This is a genomic window from Methyloversatilis discipulorum (genome assembly GCF_000527135.1).
In the GTDB taxonomy this organism is placed as follows: Bacteria; Pseudomonadota; Gammaproteobacteria; order Burkholderiales; family Rhodocyclaceae; genus Methyloversatilis; species Methyloversatilis discipulorum.
The window spans coordinates 1,642,267-1,661,688 of sequence record NZ_AZUP01000001.1 but is presented as its reverse complement, the minus strand read 5'-3'; the positions used below and the strand labels follow the sequence as shown (position 1 = coordinate 1,661,688).

Below are 19,422 nucleotides of genomic sequence, written 5' to 3'. Positions count from 1 at the left end.
CGGTGTGCCGGCAAGCCCGACGACAAGGCCTCGCGCCGTTTTCCCATGTGCGTCGCCGACATCCGGACCGCAATCCGGCCGCAGCTCCGGCGCACTCGACCGGCACCCAGGCGTCCGGTCGCAACCTTCGTTCCGCAGCCTTTCATGCGCATCCTGTTGTCCAACGACGACGGCTACTTTGCCCCCGGCCTCGAGGCACTCGCCCGTGCGCTCGGCGAGGTCGGTGACGTGACTGTCGTGGCCCCCGAGGCCGACCGCAGCGGCGCCAGCAATTCGCTTACGCTGGACCGCCCCCTCATCCTGCGCCGCGCGCGCAATGGTTTCTACTATGTCAATGGCACGCCGTCGGATTGCGTGCATCTGGCGGTGACCGGCATGCTCGATCACCTGCCCGACATCGTCGTGTCCGGCATCAACGACGGCGCGAACATGGGCGACGACACGATCTACTCGGGCACGGTCGCCGCCGCCACCGAGGGCTACCTGCTCGGCGTGCCGGCCATCGCGATGTCGATGACGCGCAAGGGCAGCGCGCACTACGACACCGCGGCGCGCATCGCCTGCGATCTGGTGCGCCGTCTGACCGAGCGACCCTTTGCGGCGCCGGTGCTGCTCAATGTGAACGTGCCCGACCTATCGACCGAGGAACTGAAGGGCATACAGATCACCCGTCTCGGCCGGCGCCACAAGGCGGAGCCGGTGGTGCGCACGATCAACCCGCGCAACGAGACTGTCTACTGGGTCGGCGCCGCCGGTGCCGCGCAGGACGCTGGCGACGGCACCGACTTCCACGCAACGGCCAATGGCTTCGCGTCGATCACGCCGCTGCAGATCGACCTCACGCACGTGGCCCAGATGGGGCAGGTCCGGGACTGGCTGGGCGCATGACGTCGAAGGACGAGAGCCTCGCGCTGACGCGCGCACGGGCGCGCATGGTTGATCGACTGCGTGCGTCAGGCATCCGCGACGAGGGCGTGCTGGCGGCGATGCAGGCCATTCCACGCCACCAGTTCGTCGAAGAGGCGCTGCGCAGCCGCGCCTACGAAGACACCGCGCTGCCGCTCGGCTACCAGCAGACCATTTCGCAGCCCTTCATCGTTGCGCGCATGATTGAACTCCTGCGCGTCGGCGGGCGTCCTCTCGGCAAGACGCTCGAAGTCGGCGCGGGCTGTGGTTACCAGGCGGCCGTGCTGTCGAAGCTGGCCAAGGACGTCTATGCCGTCGAGCGCATCGCACCGTTGCTTGAACTGGCCAAGCGCAATCTGCGTCCGCTGCGTCTGCCCAATGTGCGCTTGAAACATGCGGATGGCACCGTCGGTCTGGCTGCCGAAGCGCCCTTCGATACAATCATCGTCGCCGCGGCGGCCACCACCGTTCCGATGCCGCTGCTCGAACAGCTGGCCGAAGGCGGCCGCCTCATCCTACCGGTGGGCGCCGGTGACCAGACGCTGCGCATGATCGAGCATCAGCCGCAGCACCGCTTTGTCGAATCGAAACTGGATGCGGTGCGCTTCGTGCCGCTCCTGCCGGGGGTTGAATGAATAGAAGGCTGTGTGCGCTGTCCGTCGTGAGCCTGCTGCTGGCCGCCTGCGCCGGCACGCGTCCGGCTCCGGTGGAGGATCGCACTTCGGCGCCTGCTGCCGCACCGACGACGGCGCCGGCAGCGACTGCTGCGCCCGCTGCACGTGCCGGCTTCCACATCGTGTCCAAGGGCGAAACGCTTTACAGCATCGCGCTGGAGCACGGTCAGGACTGGCGCGATCTGGTCATCTGGAACCGCATCGAGAACCCCAATCTGATCCGCGTCGGGCAGGAACTGCGCGTCGCGCCGCCGGACGGTGCGGTCGAGATTCGTCCAATCGTGACGCCGGGTGCGGTCGAGTCCCGACCGCTCGAGCCGGCACCGCAGCAAGCGGCGGCGGCCGCTGCACCGGCCACGGAACCGGCTAACAGCCCTGTGCTGAAGCGTGAGCCGCGCGGTGGAGTCGAAGCCTATTCGGAAGAGGCGCTGGCGCGCATGAAGGGGACACCGCTGGCCGCCGCCGCGGCGCCGACACCGGCTGCTGCAGCGGCGGCGGCGACCCCGGCAACACCCGTCGTTGCGCCCGAGTCGTCACGCTCGGAAGACGGCATCGAATGGAGCTGGCCGGCACAGGGCCGCATCATCGGCCGCTTCGGCGACGGATCGAGCAAGGGACTGGACGTCAGCGGCAAGCTCGGCGATCCGGTGCTCGCCGCGGCCGGCGGGCGTGTCGTGTATGCGGGCGAGGCGATGCGTGGTTATGGCAAACTGGTCATCATCAAGCATGACAACACCTATCTGTCCGCGTACGCGCACAACAGCAAAATCCTGGTTCAGGAACGCGACACGGTTAAACGCGGACAAAGGATAGCCGAGCTCGGTGACACCGACACCGAAGCCGGCAAGCCCCGGCTGCACTTCGAAATACGGCGCCAGGGCAAGCCCGTCGATCCGCTGAAGTATCTGCCGCCGAGATAGCCGCCATGTCCGATCTGTCGCTGCCTGATGATGCCGAACCCGTCGAGCCCATCGAGGACGACGCGGCGATCAGCGACATCGACACGCCGGAAGCGGTGGTCGAGGCGGTCGAGCCCGCCGAGGCGGAATTCTTCGGCGATGCGACCCAGCTCTACCTGAACGAGATCGGTGCCAATCCGCTGCTGACGCCGGAAGAGGAGCTGTCGCTGTCGCGCCGCGTGCGCCTCGGCGACTTCGAGGCGCGGCAGATCATGATCGAGCGCAACCTGCGCCTGGTCGTCAATATCGCCAAGCACTACCTGAACCGCGGCATGCCGCTGCTCGATCTGGTCGAGGAGGGCAATCTTGGCCTGATCCACGCGCTGGAGAAGTTTGATCCCGAGCGCGGCTTCCGCTTCTCGACCTACGCCACCTGGTGGATACGGCAGAACATCGAGCGCGCGATCATGAACCAGTCGCGCACGATACGGCTGCCGGTGCACGTGGTGAAGGAGCTTAACCAGGTGCTGCGCGCGATGCGCAGCCTGGAGTCGCGCAGCGGCGGCGACTGCTGCGCCGAGGACATCGCGCAGTTGCTCGCCAAGCCGGTCGAGGACGTACGGCACATCCTGTCGCTGAACGAGCACACTGCCTCGCTCGACGCGCCGCTGGACATCGACCCCTCTCTGTCCATCGGCGAATCGCTGGCCGACGACGAGCAGGACGGGCCGGACGTGCAGATCCAGAACGCCGAAATCGGCTCGCTCGTACACACCTGGATTTCCCAGCTCGGTGACAAGCAGCGCACGGTGATCGAATACCGCTACGGCATCAATGGCTGCGAGATCGCCACGCTGGAAGAGCTGGCAGAGCGACTGGGCCTGACGCGCGAGCGCGTGCGTCAGATCCAGCTCGAGGCGCTGGCACAGCTGCGCAAGATATTGCGGCGGGCGGGGGTGTCGAGGGACGTGCTGTTGTAGCGTCCGAGGGGCGTGAGCTTGGCCCGTTCAGCAGGCGCGAAGCAATGCTTCGCGAAACCCCTGCCTCACCCCCAGGGCTGGCTTTGCACAGCCGGCCCGTTCGGCAGGCGCGATCACGGGTATGCCTTCTGCGTATGCCCGCGCTGATCGACGACCCCAGGGCTGGCCCTGCATGGCCAGCCCGTTCGTCAGGCGCGGCGCAGTGCGCCGCGAAACCCCTGACTCACCCCATCGCCAATTGCGCTACGGTGCGCAGGCCGTAGTCGAACAGTTGCTGCAGTGCCGGCGCGAAGAAGGGCATCGACAGCAGCAGCATGACGAAGCCGGCGATCAGCGTGACCGGGAAGCCGATCGCGAACAGGTTCAGCGTCGGTGCGGCGCGGGTCAGTACGGCCAGTGCGATGTTCACCACCAGCAGCGCCGCGATCACCGGCAGCGCGAGCATCACGCCGGCCGAAAAGATGGTGCTGCCCCAACGTGCGATCGCCATCCAGCCGTTGGCCGGGAACAGGTCGGCGCCGACCGGCCACCATTCGAAGCTGTTGCCGATCACCGCCAGCAGCATCAGGTGGCCGTTGATCGACAGAAAGATGAGCATCGCGAGCAGGCCGAGAAATTCGGAAATCACCGGCGACTGCGCGGCGTTGTCCGGGTCGTAGAACATCGCAAAGCCCAGACCCATCTGCAGACCGATCAGTTCGCCGGCCAGATCGATCGCGGTGAACACGACGCGCATCGAGAAGCCGAGCGCGATGCCGATCAGCATCTGCTGCAGCAGTGCGAGCAGGCCGGGCCATGAGCCGACGATCAGCCCCGAGGGCGGCAGTGCGGGGATCAGCGCCAGCGTCATTGCTGCGCCGAAGCCCATGCGGATGCGCGCCGGAATCGCGCGATTGCTCAGGATGGGTGCGGTCGCGATCAGGCCCAGGATGCGGGCCAGCGGAAACAGGAAGCCCGCCATCCACAGGTCGAGCTGGGCGGCGGACAGATTGATCACGTCAGCCGATCAGCGACGGAATGGACGTATAGAGCCGGCGGATGTAGTCGGTCATCAGCGTGATCATCCACGGCCCGGCCAGCACGATGACCAGGAACACCGCGATCAGCTTCGGGATGAAGGAAAGCGTCATTTCGTTCACCTGGGTCGCCGCCTGGAAGATGCTGACGAGCAGACCGGTGACCAGCGCAGCACCCAGCATCGGCGCCGAAATGATGAGCAGGATTTCGACCGCGTGGCGGCCGATGTCGACGACGGTGGTGGGGGTCATGAGTACGGCTCCTTCAGATCTGGCCGAAGCTGGACACCAGGGTGCCGAGTATCAGGTTCCAGCCATCGACCAGCACGAACAGCATCAGCTTGAACGGCAGCGACACGATGACCGGCGACATCATCATCATGCCCATCGACATCAGCACCGAGGCCACGACCATGTCGATGATGATGAAGGGGATGAATACGATGAAGCCGATCTGGAACGCCGTCTTCAGTTCCGACGTGACGTAGGCGGGCACGACGACGCGCATCGGCAGTTCTTCCTGGCTGGCCACCTTGGGCGTGTTCGACAGCCGCATGAACAGCTCGACGTCAGGCTCGCGCACCTGCTTCAGCATGAAGGTCTTCAGCGGCTTGGAGCCGATGTCCAGCGCCTGCTCGAAGGTGATGCGGTTCTCCGACAGCGGCTGGTAGGCGTTGGCATAGATCTGCTCGCCGACCGGCGCCATGATGAAGAAGGTGAGGAACATCGCCAGCCCGATCAGCACCTGGTTAGGCGGGCTGCTCTGCGTGCCGATGGCCTGGCGCATCAGCGACAGCACGATGATGATGCGGGTGAAGCTGGTCATCATCAGCAGCACCGCCGGCAGGAAGGACAGACTGGTCAGCAGCAGCAGGGTCTGTATCGACAGCGACCAGTTGGTGCCGCCGCCGGGAGCCGGCGTGCTGGTGAGCGCCGGCATCGACTGCGCCAGCACCTCCGGGGCAAGTGCGGCGGCGACTACGCCGGCGCCGAACAGCGGAAGCAGGCGGCGCCTCATGAGCGGGGCGCCTTCAGCCGGGCGAGCAGTGCGCCGAAATCGGCGGCGGCCGGCTGTGCGCCGTCCTGCTGCAGCTCACCGCGCGGCAGCGTGGCGATGCCGGTCACCGAACCGGGCGCGACACCGACCACCAGCCAGTGCTCGCCGATTTCCAGCAGCAGCACGCGCTCGCGCGAGCCGACGGCGATGCCGCCGACCGTGCGTATCGGTGCCGGCCCTGCCAGCTTGCCGCCGGAAATGCGGCGCAGCAGCCACAACACCGCGAACAGCGCCGCCAGCACGACGCCGAGCGCGCCCAGCATCTGGATCACCGCGCCGGCGCCGCTCGTCGGTGTCGTGGGTGCCGTCGCGTCGGCGGCGTGCAGTGCGCCGCTCGATGCGAGCAACAGGAAGGCCATGCGTATCTTCATGGCCGCAGGTTAACGCGCAGGCCGCCTTGGCCAGACCGGGAATAGACCCGGTTTCAGGCGGCAATTTCTGCCGCCGTCGCGTGATCGTCCTCTGTGCTCAGCCCTCGGCGGCCAGCGCCGTCAGCGCCGCGCGCTCGCGCACCTCGATGCGGCCGCGCGTCATCGCGATCCAGTTCCGTCGTTCCCACTGCTTCAGGATGCGGCCGACCGGCTCGCGCGTGCTGCCGAGGTCGGTGGCGATGCGGCTCTGCGTGTCCTCCAGCGCTTCGCCGTCGGCGGTGCGCGCGAGCAGCAGGTCGGCCAGCCGGGCGTCGAGGCGGCGGAATTTCAGTTCGTCGAGCAGGGCGATCATGTCCGACAGCAGCCGGCCATAGTGTTCGAACACGAACTGGCGGAATACGTCCGAGGTGTTCAGCAGCTTGCGGAAGGTGGCGCCCGCGATCGCCACCTCGCGCAGGTCGGTTTCCGCCGTGCTGGCGGCCGGGTAGCGCGCCACGCCGAGCAGGCAGGAGGTGGTGAGCACGCAGGAATCGCCCGGACCTACCCGGTACAGCAGCACTTCGCGGCCGTTCGCCGACAGCCGCTGGATGCGCGACCAGCCCTCGATGCGCAGGATGAAGTTGTTGCAGGCGTCGCCTTCGCGGTAGCCGGTCTCGCCCGCCGACAGCCGCACCTCGAAGCTGTTGGCGAGCAATTCCTCGCGCGCCGCCGGTTCGAGATCGGCAAGCCGCGGGAAGTGCGTGATCCAGTCGCGCCACTGGCCGGGCGCGCCGACGTATCGGCTCATGGCTCCTCCTCCATCCATCTTTGTTGTTGTCGAGGGATGCTATCCCGTCGGTGCGCAGCGAATGTGACTAAGTCGCAGATCGCCGGCCCGGCGGCGCGTTCAATCGCAGCAAACCACAACGGAGGAGACCGCCATGCCCCTGAATTCCTTGCGTGCGCTGCTGTGCGCCTGCGCTGCGCTATGGCTGCTGCCGGCTGCGGCTGCCGACGAGCCCTCGTCCGACACCGAGGTCTGGCAGGGCGTGCGGGCCACGGTGTTCGCCGGACGCGACATCGTTGAGTCGAACGCGGTGATCGAGATCGAAGCGCCCTTCCGCGCCGAAGACGCCGCGGTTGTGCCGGTGGCGCTGCGTGCTCGGATCGACCAGACACCCGAGCGACACATCCGCAAGCTGTGGCTCATCATCGACGGCAACCCGACGCCGGTGGCCGCCGCGATCACGCTGAGCCCGGAGGCGGGGCGCGCCGACATCGAAACCCGCGTCCGCGTAGAGCAATACACCTGGATGCGCGCGGTGGCCGAAACCAGCGACGGCAAGCTGTACGCCTCAAGCAAGTTCGTGCGCGCCTCCGGCGGCTGTTCGGCGCCGGCCGGCAAGGACTTCGAAGAGGCGATGGCGCGGCTGGGCAAGATGAAGCTCAAGGTCGAGAACGACGCCGGAAGCGCCGCGGCCGCGACACTGATGGTCAGTCACCCGAATATGAACGGCATGCAGATGGATCAGGTCACCCGCCACTTCACGCCGGCCCACTTCGTGCGCCGCATCGAGGTGAGCTACGCCGGCCGCACGCTGCTGACGGCCGACGTCGACTTCGCGCTGAGCGAAAACCCGCAGCTACGCTTCCAGTTCAAGCCGCAGGAAGGTGGCGAACTGCAGGCGAAGGTGATCGACTCGAAGGAGCTCACCTTCACCCAGACTGTCGCGGTGAAGGGCGGCGCGCTCGCCAGTTCGAAGTGAGTCGAACGCTCAGCGCCGGCTGAGCGCTTCCTCGATCTTCTTTTCGGTCTTGTACTGGCTCAGCGCATAGACCGCCCACAGCGCGGCCGGAATCCAGCCCAGCAGCGTGAGCTGCAGGATGAGACAGATGATGCCGGCCACCGGGCGGCCGATGGTGAAGAACACCATGAAGGGCAGGAAGATTGCGAGCAGCAGTCGCATGCGGAACTCCGGGCTGGGCGTGTTGAGTGCAACGGTACAAGATTCGCGGCCCGAGTTGAAGCCCGCGGCAGCGCGCGCGGAACCGGCGATGCTGCTCCGCCGCAAGCGGCCTGTCAGCTAATCCGGGATAATCGCGGCATGGTATCTGTCGTTCATTCCCTCTCCAGCGCCGACGCGGCGCGCACCACACTCGAATTGCTGACCGACGGTCTGGGCGACGCCGACGCGGACACGCTGCGCCGCGCCCACGACATGGTGACGCCGCTGTACGCCGAGCGCTGGCTCGGCACCGGCGAGCCGATGCACGAGCACGTGGTCGGCCAGGCGCTGATCTGCGCCTCGCTGCGGCTCGACCTCGAAACCCGGCTCGCGGCCCTGCTGTTTCCGCTGCACGAGGTGCGCGACGATGCCGGCGAACACATCGCCGCCCAGTACGGCCCGGCGGTCGCCGAACTGGTCGCCGGCCTGCAGCGGCTCGACAACCTGCGCCTGATCACCCGCGCGCACGCCTCGCAGAGTGTGACCGGCAGCGACGCCGGCGGCGATCAGGCCGAGGTGCTGCGCAAGATGGTGCTGGCCATGGTGGCCGACGTGCGCGTCGTCATGCTGCGCCTCGCTTCGCGCGTGCAGAGCCTGCGCTGGCTCACCGCCCATCCGAACGACGACCGCCTCGACATGGCGCGCGAATCGCTGGACATCTACGCGCCGCTGGCCAACCGGCTGGGCGTCTGGCAGCTCAAGTGGGAACTGGAAGACCTGTCCTTCCGCTTCCTCGAACCCGACACCTACAAGCGCATCGCCAAGCAGCTCGACGAAAAGCGGGTCGAGCGCGAGGCCTTCATCGCCGACGCCATGGTGAAGCTGAAGGCCGAACTGGAGGCGGCGGGCATCAAGGCCGAAATCCAGGGGCGGCCGAAGCACATCTACAGCATCTGGAACAAGATGCGGGCAAAGAAGCTCGAGTTCTCCGAGGTGTACGACGTGCGCGCGCTGCGCGTGCTGGTCGACTCGGTGCGCGACTGCTACGGCGCGCTCGGCATCGTGCACCAGCTGTGGCATCCGCTGCCGCGCGAGTTCGACGACTACATCGCGCAACCCAAGGGCAACAACTACCAGTCGCTGCACACCGCGGTGATTGCACCCGACGGCCGCTCGCTCGAAGTGCAGATCCGCACGCGCGACATGCACCGCCACGCCGAGATGGGCGTCGCCGCGCACTGGCGCTACAAGGAAGGGTCGGGTCAGGACAAGGACTACGACGACAAGATCGCCTGGCTGCGTCAGCTGCTGTCCTGGCGCGACGAAATCGCCGACCACTCGGAATGGGTGGAGCAGTTCAAGCGCGCCGCGCTCGACGACACCATCTACGTGCTGACGCCGCAGGGCAAGGTGATCGACCTGCCGCAGGGCGCGACCCCGGTCGATTTCGCCTACCGCCTGCACACCGATCTCGGCCACCGCTGCCGCGGTGCCCGCGTGAACGGCCAGCTGGTGCCGCTGAACACGCCGCTCGACAACGGCCAGCGGGTGGAGATCATCGCCGCCAAGCAGGGCGGGCCGTCGCGCGACTGGCTGGTGCCGCAGCAGGGCTACATCACCACGCACAACGCGCGGGTGAAGGTGCGCCGCTGGTTCGCCCAGATCGAGGAAGGCGAAACGCTCGCCCAGGGCCGAACCTGGCTGGCGCGCGAACTGGCGCGCGAAGGCGCCAGCCAGACCAGTCTGGAAGAGCTGTCGCAGAAACTGGGCTACAACAGCGTCGACGCGATGCACATCGCCTGCGCGCACGGCGAGGTCGGGCCGCGCGCCATTCACGTCGCGCTGAAGGGCGAGGAGCCGCCGCCGGAAGAACCGGAAATCAAGCCACGCGCCCCGCGCGCCACCGGCGAGCGCGGCGTGCTGGTCGAGGGCGTGGGCAAGCTGCTGACCCAGCTCGGCCGTTGCTGCAAGCCGGCGCCACCGGACCCGATCTCCGGCTTCGTCACCCGCGGCCGCGGCGTGGCCATCCACCGCAGCGACTGCCCGAACTACATCAATATGGTGGCGCGCAACCCGGAACGGGTGATCGACGCGCAATGGGGCGAAGTGGCCGGCCGTGACCCGGACGCCCGCTTCGCCGCCGACATCCACGTCGAGGCGCACGACCGCCAGGGCCTGCTGCGCGACATTTCCGAAGTGCTGTCGCGCGAGAAGATCAACGTGACTGCGGTCAGCACCCAGTCCAAGGCCGGCATGGCGCGCATGAGCTTCACCGTCGAGATCGCCGGCGTCGGCCAGATCCAGAAGGTGCTCGGGCTGATCCGCGACGTCGACGGCGTGGTCGAGACGCGGCGCGGCTGAACGCCGCGAAGACCGCGGATACCTCAGGCGATGGGAGAACCTGCGTCATTGGCGCGGGACTCCCGATCATGAAGATCGATCACTGCCTTTAGCCGTCGGTCGACGGTGCCCGAGCCCAGCGACTCGACGTAGCGGCACGCTGCGAACTTCGCGGCGCGTGCCTCGTACTCCGCAATCCAGGCGTTACGGCGGGTCATGTGCTCCGAGGCGACCGGCCACACCCCCGGACGCGGGCGCAGATGCGATGGCAGGCCGATACGCCACGGCTTCGCGCTCAGGCGGGCGCGAAAGCAGTGCTGGTTGAGACACATGCGCACGTAGACCGGGTCGGTCTCCACAGCGCGGAAGAATTCCGTGACGTCGGCCTCACTCGGGCTGAAGGGACGATGCGTCGCGAGCAGCCGCAAGCCGGCCGGCGTCCGGTAGATGCGGACGTTCCATTCCGGACGGGATGCCAGAAAGGTCGCGAGCCGTCGGCGGGCACGCATGTCGGCACCACCTCGCGCCCGCGTGCCGATTCGGCGCATCAAGGTCGCGACCGGTGCGCTGAGGACTGCCGAGACGGCCAACAGCAGCAGGCCGAGCAGTACGCTGCCCTGACGCAGGCCGATCAACGCCGCAGCCAGCGCCAGCACTCCGAACGCCGCCAGCACGGGCTGCATCCCCGGGCGCGATTCGAAGTCGACGTCAGCAAAGAGTGCGTTGGGCGAATTCAGACAACGCGCGCCATACGCGTTGCGGGTAATGACTTCTTCGCCGTGACGGGCGAGCACCTCCTCGCGGATCGGGACGCCCTCGGCACCGTTGTACGGCACCTTGGGTTCGTGTCGCGGCAGGTTTTCTCCGGCGATCAGCCGGGCCAAGGCCTCCTCGGCACGACGTTCCGCCATCGCACGGGCCTCCTCGGCGCTGTCCGCGGACCAGCCAAAGCGGCGTACCGTGATCTGACCGGTTGCAGCGCGGTGCTGTCTGCGAGCTTCGGCCCAATGGTCGGGAACGATCATGGCTTGAATTCCAGCGAGGGTGATGCACCCGCGTCCGGGCATGTGGCGCTTGCACAGGCTGCGTCCGGACTGGCGGGAGTGCTGGCGGCCCCAACAGGAATCGAACCTGTACCTACCCCTTAGGAGGGGGTTGTTGTATCCATTCAACTATGGAGCCGCAGGGGCGCGATTGTAACCGCGCGCCGCGTCAGCGGACGAGGGTGTAGCGGTATTCGATCGGCGGGTGGCCGGGGTGGGCGTGGCGGTAGCGCAGGCGGAGCAGGGCGTAGTCGCCCGAGCCGGCGCGGTCGAGCATCGCACGGCCGGCTTCGCCGCGGCCGATCAGCAGATGCGCGCCGGACGGCGGCGGTGGCATTGGCGCTTCGTCCTTCCAGACGACGACCTGCGCCTGCGGAAAGCGTACGCGCAGCACGCCGCCGAGCACCGGGTCGTGGGTGACTATGGGCGCGCGGCCGTCATAGCCCGCGCTGCGCAGTGCGAGCGCCAGTTCGGCCGCCGGTTCGTTCAGTTCGTCCGGCCGGTTGCGCCAGCCGTCGAACACTGGCCGCATGCTGGCCATGAAGAGGTAGAGCAGCGCGAACACGATGAGCGTGCCGCGCAGCCAGCTCAAGTGCGGGTGCGTGGCCAGATGCGGTCGGCAGCAGAAGAAGGCCAGCGGCGCCATGAACAGCAGCGGCTGCAGCCAGCGTCCCTTGAAATGGGTGGCGCCGCCGACCACCACCAGCGCGATCATCAGCAGCGCCAGCAGTCCGAGATAGCGGCCCCACAGGCGGCATTGTGGCGATGCGGTGGCGGGCGCCCAGGCGGCGCGGCCGAAGATCGCGGCGAAGGCGAGCCCGAGTGCGGCCAGAGTGGCCAGCGTGGCGCCGAGCAGGCTGCTCAGTCCGCGCGCGATGCCGCCCGCCAGGCCGGGGGCAGCGTCCAGCTTTTCCAGCGTGCGGGCGCTGGCCAACTGCCAGTTGTCGAGCAGCCACAGCGCGTGCGGAGCAAGTACCACGAGCGCCAGCAGCGCCGCCGCGATCAGCCAGGGGCTGCGCAGCATGGGCCGCGTGTCGCGCGACAGCAGCACCGCCAGCCCGAGTGCGGCCAGATAGACCGCGAAACTGTATTTGGACAGCAGGCCGAGCGCCGCGCACAGGCCGAGCGCGAGGTAGAGCACCGGGCGCGGCTTCTCGATCAGCCGCACGACGACGTAGAGCGTGGCGGCGGCGACCGCGGTGGCCAGCACCGAATGCGTCAGGTCGCGCTGCGATTCCCAGCCGATCTGCGGAATCAGCAGCATGGACGCCGCGGCCAGCAGCGCCAGTGGCGGTGCCATCAGCCGGCGGGCGGCCAGCCAGACGAAGGCATAGGTCGAGGCGAGCAGCGTGTTTTTCAGCAGCGACAGCGACAGCACCGATACGCCGGTCACTTGGAACACCGCCCACTGCAGCCATGTGTAGAGCGGCGGCTGCGTGCCGTAGCCGGCGGCAAGCTGCTGGGTCCACAACGCCTGCTCGGCCTCGTCCAGTTCGAGGGCGTCGGACACCAGCGTGCGGGCCACGACGTGGGCGCCAAAGTAGAGCAGGAGCAGCAGCCACGGGGCGCGGTGCGACGGGGTGGAAGGGGCAGCGTTCATGGCGTCGCAGTGTCGCCGCGCATCTTTAATTTGGCGTTAACCGCGGCGCTGCACGATGACGGCTCTTCATGCCGGATCGTCCGCCCATGCCCCAGGTTCTCGAATTCGCCCAGCCGGAGTTGCCGGTGCGCGCCACCGCCGAGGCGCCGGAGGTATCTGTCGTCGTGCCGGTGTTCAACGAATTCGACAACCTCGGCGATCTGGTCGATCGCATCCACGCCGCACTGGCGCCGACCGGCCGCCGCTTCGAACTGATCGTCGTCGACGACGGTTCGCGCGATGGCAGCGGCGCGCTGCTGACGCGGCTGGTGGCCGAACGCCCATGGCTGCGGCCGGTGCTGCTGGTGCGCAACTACGGTCAGTCGAGCGCACTGCAGGCCGGCTTCGACCGCGTGCGCGGTCGCTACGTGGTGACGCTGGACGGCGACCTGCAGAACGACCCGCTCGACATTCCGGCGATGCTCGACCGCCTCGACGCCGATCCCGACGTCGACATGATTTCCGGCTGGCGCCAGCAGCGGCAGGACAAGGCGCTGTCACGCCGTCTGCCGTCGCTCATCGCCAACAAGCTCATTTCCGCCTCGACCGGCGTGCATCTGCACGACTACGGCTGCGCGTTGAAGGCCTACCGGCGCGACATCATCGACCGCATCCGGCTGTACGGCGAACTGCACCGCTTCATCCCGTCGCTGGCGCGCGACGCCGGTGCGCGCATCGCCGAGGTGCCGGTGCGCCACCATGCGCGCACGCGCGGCGTGTCGAAATACGGCATTGACCGCACCTTCCGCGTCATCCTCGATCTGGTGCTCATCGTCTTCTTCATGCGCTACCGCCAGCGTCCGCTGCACGCCTTCGGCGCACTCGGCCTGTGGCTCGCCACGCCGGGTGCCGCCATCCTCGGCTGGATGGGGCTGCTCAAGCTGTTCGGCCACGACATCGCCGGGCGGCCGCTGCTGATGGCCGGCGTTATGCTGCTGCTGATGGGCGTGCAGCTCATCGTCGCCGGCCTGATCGGCGAACTGCTCATCCGCATTTATCACGAAGGCCGCGGCCGGCCGCAGTACCACGCGCAGGAGCCGGACGCGCGATGACGCGTGGCGCCGTGCTGCGTCTCGCCGCAGCCGGCGTGTTGCTGGCGGCGGTGATCCATGTGGCGGAGCCGGCGGCGCTGGTCGACACCCTGCGGCGAGCCGACCGCGGCTGGCTGCTGGTCGGCCTGTTCGCCGCGCTGCTTTCCAACGTCGCGTCCGCGCTGCGCTGGCGGGCGCTCACCATCTGGCTCGGCGCGGTCGTCGGCCCCGCGTTTGCACTGCTCGCCTACTTCCGTGCGATGGCACTGAATGCGCTGCTGCCGGGGGCGGTCGTCGGCGGCGATCTGTACCGCGCGCTGGCGCTGCGTCAGGCCGGACTGCCGACGCTGGACGCCGGGCTGTCGGTGCTGCTGGACCGCGTCAGCGGTCTGTGGGTGCTGCTCGCACTCGGCGCCGGCGCGTTGCCGTTCGCCGCGTCGTCGATGGCGTTTGCACTGCCGCTGTCGCCGGTCTGGATCGATCTGTCGTGCGCGATGGCCAACGTGCTGCTGCTGACCGCGCCACTGCTGCTGATTGCGCGGCCGATCAGCGGCGGTCGCGCGTTCGCTACGCTGGCGCGCGTGCAATCGCGACTGCGGCGTCCGCGGGTGCTGCAGCAGTACGTGCTGCAGATGGTCGCTTCGCTGGTCGTGCAGGCACTGTCGATTGCTGCGCTCGCCTGCGGCGGCCGCGCGCTCGGGCTCGACCTGTCACCGGCCGTGTGGGCGACGGCGGCGGCACCCATCTTCCTGATGGCGGCGCTGCCGGTCAGCGTCGGCGGCTGGGGTACGCGTGAAGCGGCGGCGGCGGCGGTGCTCGCCGCCTTCGGCGTGCCGGCCGCCCAGGCGGTCGCGGTGGCGCTGATCTACGGCGTGTTCGGTCTGCTGCAGGCCGCGTTCGGTGGCGCGCTGTTCGCCTGCCGGCCGCAAGCAGTGGCGCGCGCCGGCTGAGTCGTCGCCGGGGCAGGGCGTATACTGCGCGCCCGCCTCCGAACCGCCTCACCCGCCGCCCGCCATGCCGCTGATCACCCTAGACAATGCCTGCCTCGCCTTCGGCGACCTGCCGCTGCTGGACCACACCGCGCTCGTGGTCGAACCGGGCGAGCGGCTGGCGCTGATCGGCCGCAATGGCACCGGCAAATCCAGCCTGCTCAAGATCCTCGCGGGTGACGCCGCGCTGGACGACGGCACGGTGTGGCGCCAGCCCGGCACGAAGATCGCCTACGTCGCGCAGGAGCCGCAGTTCGCCGCTGGTGCCCGCGTGTTCGACGCCATCGCACAGGGCTTGGGCGAACTGTCGCAGCTGCTGATCGATTACCACGACGTGGCCGAGGCGGTGGCGCATGGCGACGAGAGCAAGCTCGACCGCATGGCCGAACTGCAGGACGCGCTGGAACACCATCAGGCCTGGCGCTTCGAGCAGCGCATCGAACAGGCGCTGGTCCGGCTCAACCTGCCGGGCGACGCCACTGTGGAATCGCTGTCCGGCGGCATGCTCAAACGCGTGGCACTGGCACGCGCGCTGGTGGCCGAGCCGGACATGCTGCTGCTGGACGAGCCGACCAACCACCTCGACCTCGACGGCATCGCCTGGCTGGAAGCGCTGCTGAACGACTTCCGCGGCGCCAGCCTGGTCATCACCCACGACCGCCGCTTCCTCGACAGCTTCGCCACCCGCATCATCGAACTGGACCGCGGCCTGCTGCGCAGCTACCCAGGCCGCTACGCGCAATACGTGGCGCGCAAGGCCGACGAACTGGCGGCCGAGGCGCTGGAATCGGCGCGCGCCGACAAGCTGCTGGCGCAGGAGGAGGTGTGGATACGCAAGGGCGTCGAGGCGCGGCGCACGCGGGCGCAGTTCCGCGTGAAGCGGCTCGACGAGTTGCGCGCCCGGCGTGAGGCGCGGCGCGAACAGATGGGCCGCGCCCGCATCGGACTGGATCGCGGCGAAGCGTCCGGCGAACTGGTGGCGGAACTCGAAGGCGTCAGCAAGCGCTTCGGCGACCGCCCCATCGTGCGCGACTTCTCGACGCGCATCGTGCGCGGCGACAAGGTGGGCCTGATCGGCCCCAACGGCGCCGGCAAGACTACGCTGCTCAAGCTCATCCTCGGCCAGCTCGAGCCGGACGAAGGCCGCGTGCGTACCGGCAGCCGCATACAGGTGGCCTACTTCGACCAGTTCCGCACCCAGCTCGACGAATCGGCCACGCTGGCCGAGGTGATCAGTCCGGGATCGGATTTCGTCGAGATCGGCGGCAAGCGCACGCACGTGATCGGCTATCTGGGCGACTTCCTGTTCCCGCCGCAACGCGCGCGCGCCAAGGTCGAGTCGCTGTCGGGCGGCGAGCGCAATCGGCTGCTGCTGGCCCGGCTGTTCGCGCGCCCGGCCAATGTGCTGGTGCTGGACGAGCCGACCAACGATCTCGACATGGAAACGCTGGACCTGCTCGAACAGCTGCTGCAGGACTACGACGGCACCGTGCTGCTGGTATCGCACGACCGCGCCTTCCTCGACGCCGTCGTGACGCAGACCATCGCCTATGAGGGCGACGGTCGCTGGCGCGAGTACGTCGGCGGTTACAGCGACTGGGTCGCCCAGCGCCCGGCCGCGCCGGCGTCGCCCGCCGCCACGCCGGCAAAATCAGCTCCGCCAGCACCGGTCAAGGCGGACAAGCCGGTCGCGGCACCGAAGAGCAAGCTCAGCTTCAAGGAGCAGAAGGAACTGGACGGCCTGCCCGACCGTATCGCCGTGCTGGAGGACGAACAGGCGACGCTGACCGCACGCCTGTCGAGCGGCGCACTGGCCGGTCCCGAAGCGGCCGGCGTGTCCACCCGTCTGGGCGCGCTGGCGGCCGAAATCGACGCCGCCATGCTGCGCTGGGAAGAACTGGAATCGCGTCGCTGAGACCGAATTCTGTCGGATTTATTTACAGATCTCGGGCCGGTGAACGGTGCTATCCGAGATAGGTAAAAAACTTCATATATTTCAGTTTTGTGTAACCCCCTGTTTTTCTGGAACGTGACTTGCTACACGGTCGATGACGACTCGGGAAAATTTCCCGTGCCGTCCCGACAAGAACCCAGGAGACAGATCATGGCCACCCCCTTCCGCAAGAAGGTTCGTCTCGCCGCACTGACTGCGGCCCTCGCTAGTGTCACCGGCGCCCAAGCCGCCCCCACCGTCGATCTCGAGAACGTCGGCTGGGTCACCTACGGCGATGCCCGTTCCTACTCGCTGCCCATTTCCGGTCTCGAAGTGATGTCGGGGCCGGGCCAGATCGATATCTTCACCAAGCTTGGTCTGGGCGCGGACGGCCAGACCAGCAATGACACGCCGGGCGTGGACGACGCCTTCGATACGCCGCAGGCGAACACCACCGAGGGCTTCCGCACGACGACCGCAAACGAACCCAACAGTCTGGCCGGTGTGCTCGACGGCAGCTGGGATCGCTCCGGCTGGTGGGATGCCAGCCTGTCGGCGCTCAATGCCGAACTGAACTTCGACGAGAACTCGCTGGTGTTCTTCTTCGCCAATAACGAGATCGGCTCCGGCGAAGACCGCGCCAGTCTGGCGGCGTGGATGCGCGTCGAGGTGTCGCAGATCAGCACTGGCACCATCCTCGGCCGCTTCGACCTGAGCAATGACTTCGACCAGGACGGCGTGTCGGTTTACGGCGGTCTGCCCACCTTCGACGGCTCGGGTGGCTCCGGCATCATTCTCGGCGGCTCTGACCTCTACACCGCGCCCGGAGCGCTGACCGAAGCCGGTCGTGTCGAACCGGTGCTCGCCGATTTCGTGCGCTCCGGTGGCCCGGTCTGTCTGGCAACGGTGCCGGGCGGCGAGATCATCGTCGATTGCGCCGGCCCCTATGACCGCAAGGTCGAGCACAACCTGGGCGGTGACCGCGCTGCCTACGCCATCGTGATGACCGAGCTCGACGCGCTGATCGCCAGCCTGATCGGCGGCGACTTGAGCGACTACGCGATCCATGTCGACTATCGCCTCGGCTGTGGCAGCGAGGACGGCTTCGGCACCGTGCGTGAAGCGCCGCGGCAGAATGAGGACGTCGGCAACTGTTTCGACAATTACGCGCTGAACGGCGGTGACGAGAAGCTGTTCCTCGGCACCCAGGCGCGGCCGGACATCAATGTGCCGGAGCCCGGTTCGCTGGCGCTGATTGCCGCCGCGCTGGCCGGTGTCGGCGTGCTGCGTCGCCGTCGGGGCTGATTGCTGCGCCCGAAGCAGCTTGCTGCTGAATGAAAAAGGCCACCCGCGGGTGGCCTTTTTCATTGTGACGGCGTCAGTCCGCGTCAGGGGCGGCGTGATCGGGCGGCGTCGGTGGCGGCGAGCCGTCCATCGGCAGACCCAGGCGGCCGAGCAGCGTTTCGTGGCTGACGCGCAGCAGCTCCTCGATGTCCTTGAAGTCGTCCGGCAGTGCCGGGTCGTCCCAGCCCTTGGCGCTGTGACGGGCCAGATTGACCGCGTACTGCACGTTGCGCACGCGCGGCGACGGGTGGGCGGAGCCGCCCATCAGTTCGACCAGCAGCCCGGGCAGTCGCCAGGTCTTGGCCAGCGCCAGCTGCAGGTCGTGCGAGGTGACGTTGAACACCACCTTCTGCGCGGCCGCCGTGCGCATGGTCGGATTGGCGCGCAGCAGGTCGCGCAGTTTCAGCGACAGCTTCGGCGCGAACACCCAGCAGAGGATTTCCGCCACGTCATGAAGCAGCGTGGCGACGGTGATTTCGTCGACATCGATGTCGTGGCGCATCAGCGCCCATTCGCGTGCCCAGCCGGACGCCTTGCGCGCCCGCGCGATCACGCGCATGACGCCGAGCAGCGCCTGCGGGTGTGCGTGCAGGTGCTCCTCCAGCGTCGGCATCGACTCGAAGTGATTGAAGAAGGGCGTGATGCCTATCATCATCAGCGCCCGCTCGATGGTCGTGATATCGGTATGCTGGCTGCGGCCGCGCTTGGCTTCGATGAAGGCAAGCACACGCAGCGTCATCAGCGGATCGTGCAGGATGACCTGGGCGATGGTGCGGGCGCTGACCGTGTTTTCGGCCTCCCGCAACTGGGCCAGCTCGCGGGTGGTGCGGGCAAGTACCGGCAGCGGCTTGTCGCTCATGAAAGCGACCCAGCCCTCCAGGGTGGCGTTCGACGCGTCGCGCATGTGTCAGGTCCTGTGGACGATGACCCGTTAACGGCTCCGCATGCCGCCTACTGAAGAGGTGGCGCCATGAAGCCTGTGTCTGTCTGCAAGCTGCGCAGGGCGCTCACCGGCGGGTCTCAGCTTCCGTCGTCGTCCTCGTCGCCGTCAGCGTCCGGCCAGCTGTCGTTGTCGGCGTCGCCATCGGCCTCGGCCACCATCGTCATCGCGTTGATCTGCGCGATCTGGTCAAGCAGGCTCGGCATGGCGGGAATGCGCTCGTCCGACTTCAGCGGACGGCGATGATGGCGAAAACCCAGTGTTTCGGACGTCGGGCGCGGCATGGACATGTCGGGACTCCTGATACTGTTTGACGGTGGTTGATCGCTGCTGCT

20 protein-coding genes and 1 tRNA gene are annotated in these 19,422 nt (G+C 67.8%); 10 read left to right on the top strand and 11 right to left on the bottom strand.

All coding sequences use genetic code 11. From position 1 onward, the window contains the following. The first annotated feature begins 144 nt into the window (after window positions 1-144). From surE to rpoS, 4 genes are read left to right on the top strand one after another with little or no spacing between them, the layout of a single operon-like run. Window positions 145-888 carry a 5'/3'-nucleotidase SurE gene (gene surE, locus METFAM1_RS0107625; protein ID WP_019919016.1) on the top strand — a complete coding sequence of 248 codons (744 nt, stop codon included), beginning with the start codon at window positions 145-147 and terminating at the stop codon, window positions 886-888. After that, window positions 885-1,541 (top strand): protein-L-isoaspartate(D-aspartate) O-methyltransferase, encoded by a 657-nt coding sequence (locus tag METFAM1_RS0107620; RefSeq protein WP_019919015.1) that lies wholly within the window; start codon window positions 885-887, stop codon window positions 1,539-1,541. Before surE ends, METFAM1_RS0107620 begins: the two co-directional genes overlap by 4 nt. Continuing rightward, complete coding sequence (locus METFAM1_RS0107615) at window positions 1,538-2,500, top strand: peptidoglycan DD-metalloendopeptidase family protein (RefSeq protein WP_019919014.1); 963 nt, start codon at window positions 1,538-1,540, stop codon at window positions 2,498-2,500. Before METFAM1_RS0107620 ends, METFAM1_RS0107615 begins: the two co-directional genes overlap by 4 nt. 5 nt (window positions 2,501-2,505) lie before the next feature. Next, window positions 2,506-3,459, top strand: a complete 954-nt coding sequence (gene rpoS / locus METFAM1_RS0107610) for an RNA polymerase sigma factor RpoS (RefSeq protein ID WP_019919013.1) — start codon at window positions 2,506-2,508, stop codon at window positions 3,457-3,459. Between the two features lie 223 nt (window positions 3,460-3,682). On the opposite strand, the gene fliR is transcribed toward rpoS, so the two are convergent. From fliR to METFAM1_RS0107585, 5 genes are all read right to left on the bottom strand, one after another. After that, entirely contained in the window at window positions 3,683-4,456 is a 774-nt protein-coding gene (gene fliR / locus METFAM1_RS0107605; RefSeq protein ID WP_019919012.1) for a flagellar biosynthetic protein FliR, read from the bottom strand. A 1-nt stretch (window position 4,457) separates the two neighbouring features. Beyond that, on the bottom strand, window positions 4,458-4,727 hold the full coding sequence (fliQ, locus tag METFAM1_RS0107600; protein ID WP_019919011.1) for a flagellar biosynthesis protein FliQ: 270 nt from the start codon (window positions 4,725-4,727) through the stop codon (window positions 4,458-4,460). 13 nt (window positions 4,728-4,740) lie between these two features. Further along, window positions 4,741-5,493 (bottom strand): flagellar type III secretion system pore protein FliP, encoded by a 753-nt coding sequence (gene fliP / locus METFAM1_RS0107595; protein ID WP_019919010.1) that lies wholly within the window; start codon window positions 5,491-5,493, stop codon window positions 4,741-4,743. Continuing rightward, window positions 5,490-5,891, bottom strand: a complete 402-nt coding sequence (fliO, locus tag METFAM1_RS0107590; protein WP_157256677.1) for a flagellar biosynthetic protein FliO — start codon at window positions 5,889-5,891, stop codon at window positions 5,490-5,492. Before fliO ends, fliP begins: the two co-directional genes overlap by 4 nt. Window positions 5,892-6,000: 109 nt before the next feature. Then, window positions 6,001-6,690, bottom strand: a complete 690-nt coding sequence (locus tag METFAM1_RS0107585) for a Crp/Fnr family transcriptional regulator (RefSeq protein ID WP_019919008.1) — start codon at window positions 6,688-6,690, stop codon at window positions 6,001-6,003. Window positions 6,691-6,823: 133 nt separating this feature from the next. Here METFAM1_RS0107585 and METFAM1_RS0107580 point away from each other — a divergent pair, with 133 nt between their 5' ends. Then, complete coding sequence (locus tag METFAM1_RS0107580) at window positions 6,824-7,648, top strand: quinoprotein dehydrogenase-associated SoxYZ-like carrier (protein WP_019919007.1); 825 nt, start codon at window positions 6,824-6,826, stop codon at window positions 7,646-7,648. 9 nt (window positions 7,649-7,657) lie between these two features. Here METFAM1_RS0107580 and METFAM1_RS0107575 read toward each other — a convergent pair whose 3' ends face one another. Next, on the bottom strand, window positions 7,658-7,849 hold the full coding sequence (locus METFAM1_RS0107575) for a YqaE/Pmp3 family membrane protein (protein ID WP_020163964.1): 192 nt from the start codon (window positions 7,847-7,849) through the stop codon (window positions 7,658-7,660). Between the two features lie 138 nt (window positions 7,850-7,987). Here METFAM1_RS0107575 and METFAM1_RS0107570 point away from each other — a divergent pair, with 138 nt between their 5' ends. Next, window positions 7,988-10,189, top strand: a complete 2,202-nt coding sequence (locus METFAM1_RS0107570; RefSeq protein WP_019919005.1) for a RelA/SpoT family protein — start codon at window positions 7,988-7,990, stop codon at window positions 10,187-10,189. 23 nt (window positions 10,190-10,212) lie between these two features. On the opposite strand, the gene METFAM1_RS0107565 is transcribed toward METFAM1_RS0107570, so the two are convergent. The 3 genes from METFAM1_RS0107565 to METFAM1_RS0107555 all read right to left on the bottom strand — a co-directional run bounded on the left by METFAM1_RS0107565 (window position 10,213) and on the right by METFAM1_RS0107555 (window position 12,811). Next, a complete protein-coding gene (locus METFAM1_RS0107565) occupies window positions 10,213-11,193 on the bottom strand; it encodes a hypothetical protein (protein WP_019919004.1) in 981 nt (326 codons plus the stop codon). A gap of 82 nt (window positions 11,194-11,275) precedes the next feature. After that, a tRNA-Arg gene (locus tag METFAM1_RS0107560) sits at window positions 11,276-11,350 on the bottom strand. 30 nt (window positions 11,351-11,380) lie between these two features. Continuing rightward, complete coding sequence (locus METFAM1_RS0107555; protein ID WP_019919003.1) at window positions 11,381-12,811, bottom strand: glycosyltransferase family 39 protein; 1,431 nt, start codon at window positions 12,809-12,811, stop codon at window positions 11,381-11,383. Window positions 12,812-12,897: 86 nt separating this feature from the next. Between METFAM1_RS0107555 and METFAM1_RS0107550 the strand changes: the two genes are divergently transcribed. The 4 genes from METFAM1_RS0107550 to METFAM1_RS0107535 all read left to right on the top strand — a co-directional run bounded on the left by METFAM1_RS0107550 (window position 12,898) and on the right by METFAM1_RS0107535 (window position 18,108). Then, on the top strand, window positions 12,898-13,902 hold the full coding sequence (locus tag METFAM1_RS0107550) for a glycosyltransferase family 2 protein (RefSeq protein WP_019919002.1): 1,005 nt from the start codon (window positions 12,898-12,900) through the stop codon (window positions 13,900-13,902). Beyond that, the gene (locus tag METFAM1_RS0107545; protein WP_019919001.1) at window positions 13,899-14,831 is read left to right on the top strand and encodes a lysylphosphatidylglycerol synthase transmembrane domain-containing protein; all 933 of its coding nucleotides are present in this window, start codon (window positions 13,899-13,901) and stop codon (window positions 14,829-14,831) included. The genes METFAM1_RS0107550 and METFAM1_RS0107545 overlap by 4 nt, the downstream gene beginning before the upstream one ends. 64 nt (window positions 14,832-14,895) lie before the next feature. Next, the gene (locus METFAM1_RS0107540; RefSeq protein WP_024300553.1) at window positions 14,896-16,785 is read left to right on the top strand and encodes an ATP-binding cassette domain-containing protein; all 1,890 of its coding nucleotides are present in this window, start codon (window positions 14,896-14,898) and stop codon (window positions 16,783-16,785) included. 189 nt (window positions 16,786-16,974) lie between these two features. Further along, on the top strand, window positions 16,975-18,108 hold the full coding sequence (locus tag METFAM1_RS0107535; protein ID WP_019918999.1) for a PEP-CTERM sorting domain-containing protein: 1,134 nt from the start codon (window positions 16,975-16,977) through the stop codon (window positions 18,106-18,108). A gap of 73 nt (window positions 18,109-18,181) precedes the next feature. On the opposite strand, the gene METFAM1_RS0107530 is transcribed toward METFAM1_RS0107535, so the two are convergent. Both METFAM1_RS0107530 and METFAM1_RS0107525 read right to left on the bottom strand, forming a co-directional pair. Continuing rightward, window positions 18,182-19,051, bottom strand: a complete 870-nt coding sequence (locus tag METFAM1_RS0107530; protein WP_019918998.1) for an HDOD domain-containing protein — start codon at window positions 19,049-19,051, stop codon at window positions 18,182-18,184. 116 nt (window positions 19,052-19,167) lie between these two features. Continuing rightward, on the bottom strand, window positions 19,168-19,377 hold the full coding sequence (locus METFAM1_RS0107525) for a hypothetical protein (RefSeq protein ID WP_019918997.1): 210 nt from the start codon (window positions 19,375-19,377) through the stop codon (window positions 19,168-19,170). Window positions 19,378-19,422 lie beyond the last annotated feature (45 nt).

What these genes read in the sequence shown, in the direction of transcription:
- fliO (WP_157256677.1), bottom strand. Translation starts at nt 5,891, where the DNA reads ATGGCCTTCCTGTTGCTCGCATCGAGCGGCGCACTGCACGCCGCCGAC.
- METFAM1_RS0107570 (WP_019919005.1), top strand. Translation starts at nt 7,988, where the DNA reads ATGGTATCTGTCGTTCATTCCCTCTCCAGCGCCGACGCGGCGCGCACC.
- METFAM1_RS0107580 (WP_019919007.1), top strand. Translation starts at nt 6,824, where the DNA reads ATGCCCCTGAATTCCTTGCGTGCGCTGCTGTGCGCCTGCGCTGCGCTA.
- METFAM1_RS0107575 (WP_020163964.1), bottom strand. Translation starts at nt 7,849, where the DNA reads ATGCGACTGCTGCTCGCAATCTTCCTGCCCTTCATGGTGTTCTTCACC.
- METFAM1_RS0107540 (WP_024300553.1), top strand. Translation starts at nt 14,896, where the DNA reads ATGCCGCTGATCACCCTAGACAATGCCTGCCTCGCCTTCGGCGACCTG.
- METFAM1_RS0107545 (WP_019919001.1), top strand. Translation starts at nt 13,899, where the DNA reads ATGACGCGTGGCGCCGTGCTGCGTCTCGCCGCAGCCGGCGTGTTGCTG.
- fliP (WP_019919010.1), bottom strand. Translation starts at nt 5,493, where the DNA reads ATGAGGCGCCGCCTGCTTCCGCTGTTCGGCGCCGGCGTAGTCGCCGCC.
- METFAM1_RS0107525 (WP_019918997.1), bottom strand. Translation starts at nt 19,377, where the DNA reads ATGTCCATGCCGCGCCCGACGTCCGAAACACTGGGTTTTCGCCATCAT.
- surE (WP_019919016.1), top strand. Translation starts at nt 145, where the DNA reads ATGCGCATCCTGTTGTCCAACGACGACGGCTACTTTGCCCCCGGCCTC.
- METFAM1_RS0107585 (WP_019919008.1), bottom strand. Translation starts at nt 6,690, where the DNA reads ATGAGCCGATACGTCGGCGCGCCCGGCCAGTGGCGCGACTGGATCACG.
- METFAM1_RS0107620 (WP_019919015.1), top strand. Translation starts at nt 885, where the DNA reads ATGACGTCGAAGGACGAGAGCCTCGCGCTGACGCGCGCACGGGCGCGC.
- METFAM1_RS0107550 (WP_019919002.1), top strand. Translation starts at nt 12,898, where the DNA reads ATGCCCCAGGTTCTCGAATTCGCCCAGCCGGAGTTGCCGGTGCGCGCC.
- METFAM1_RS0107615 (WP_019919014.1), top strand. Translation starts at nt 1,538, where the DNA reads ATGAATAGAAGGCTGTGTGCGCTGTCCGTCGTGAGCCTGCTGCTGGCC.
- METFAM1_RS0107565 (WP_019919004.1), bottom strand. Translation starts at nt 11,193, where the DNA reads ATGATCGTTCCCGACCATTGGGCCGAAGCTCGCAGACAGCACCGCGCT.
- METFAM1_RS0107535 (WP_019918999.1), top strand. Translation starts at nt 16,975, where the DNA reads ATGGCCACCCCCTTCCGCAAGAAGGTTCGTCTCGCCGCACTGACTGCG.
- fliQ (WP_019919011.1), bottom strand. Translation starts at nt 4,727, where the DNA reads ATGACCCCCACCACCGTCGTCGACATCGGCCGCCACGCGGTCGAAATC.
- rpoS (WP_019919013.1), top strand. Translation starts at nt 2,506, where the DNA reads ATGTCCGATCTGTCGCTGCCTGATGATGCCGAACCCGTCGAGCCCATC.
- METFAM1_RS0107555 (WP_019919003.1), bottom strand. Translation starts at nt 12,811, where the DNA reads ATGAACGCTGCCCCTTCCACCCCGTCGCACCGCGCCCCGTGGCTGCTG.
- METFAM1_RS0107530 (WP_019918998.1), bottom strand. Translation starts at nt 19,051, where the DNA reads ATGCGCGACGCGTCGAACGCCACCCTGGAGGGCTGGGTCGCTTTCATG.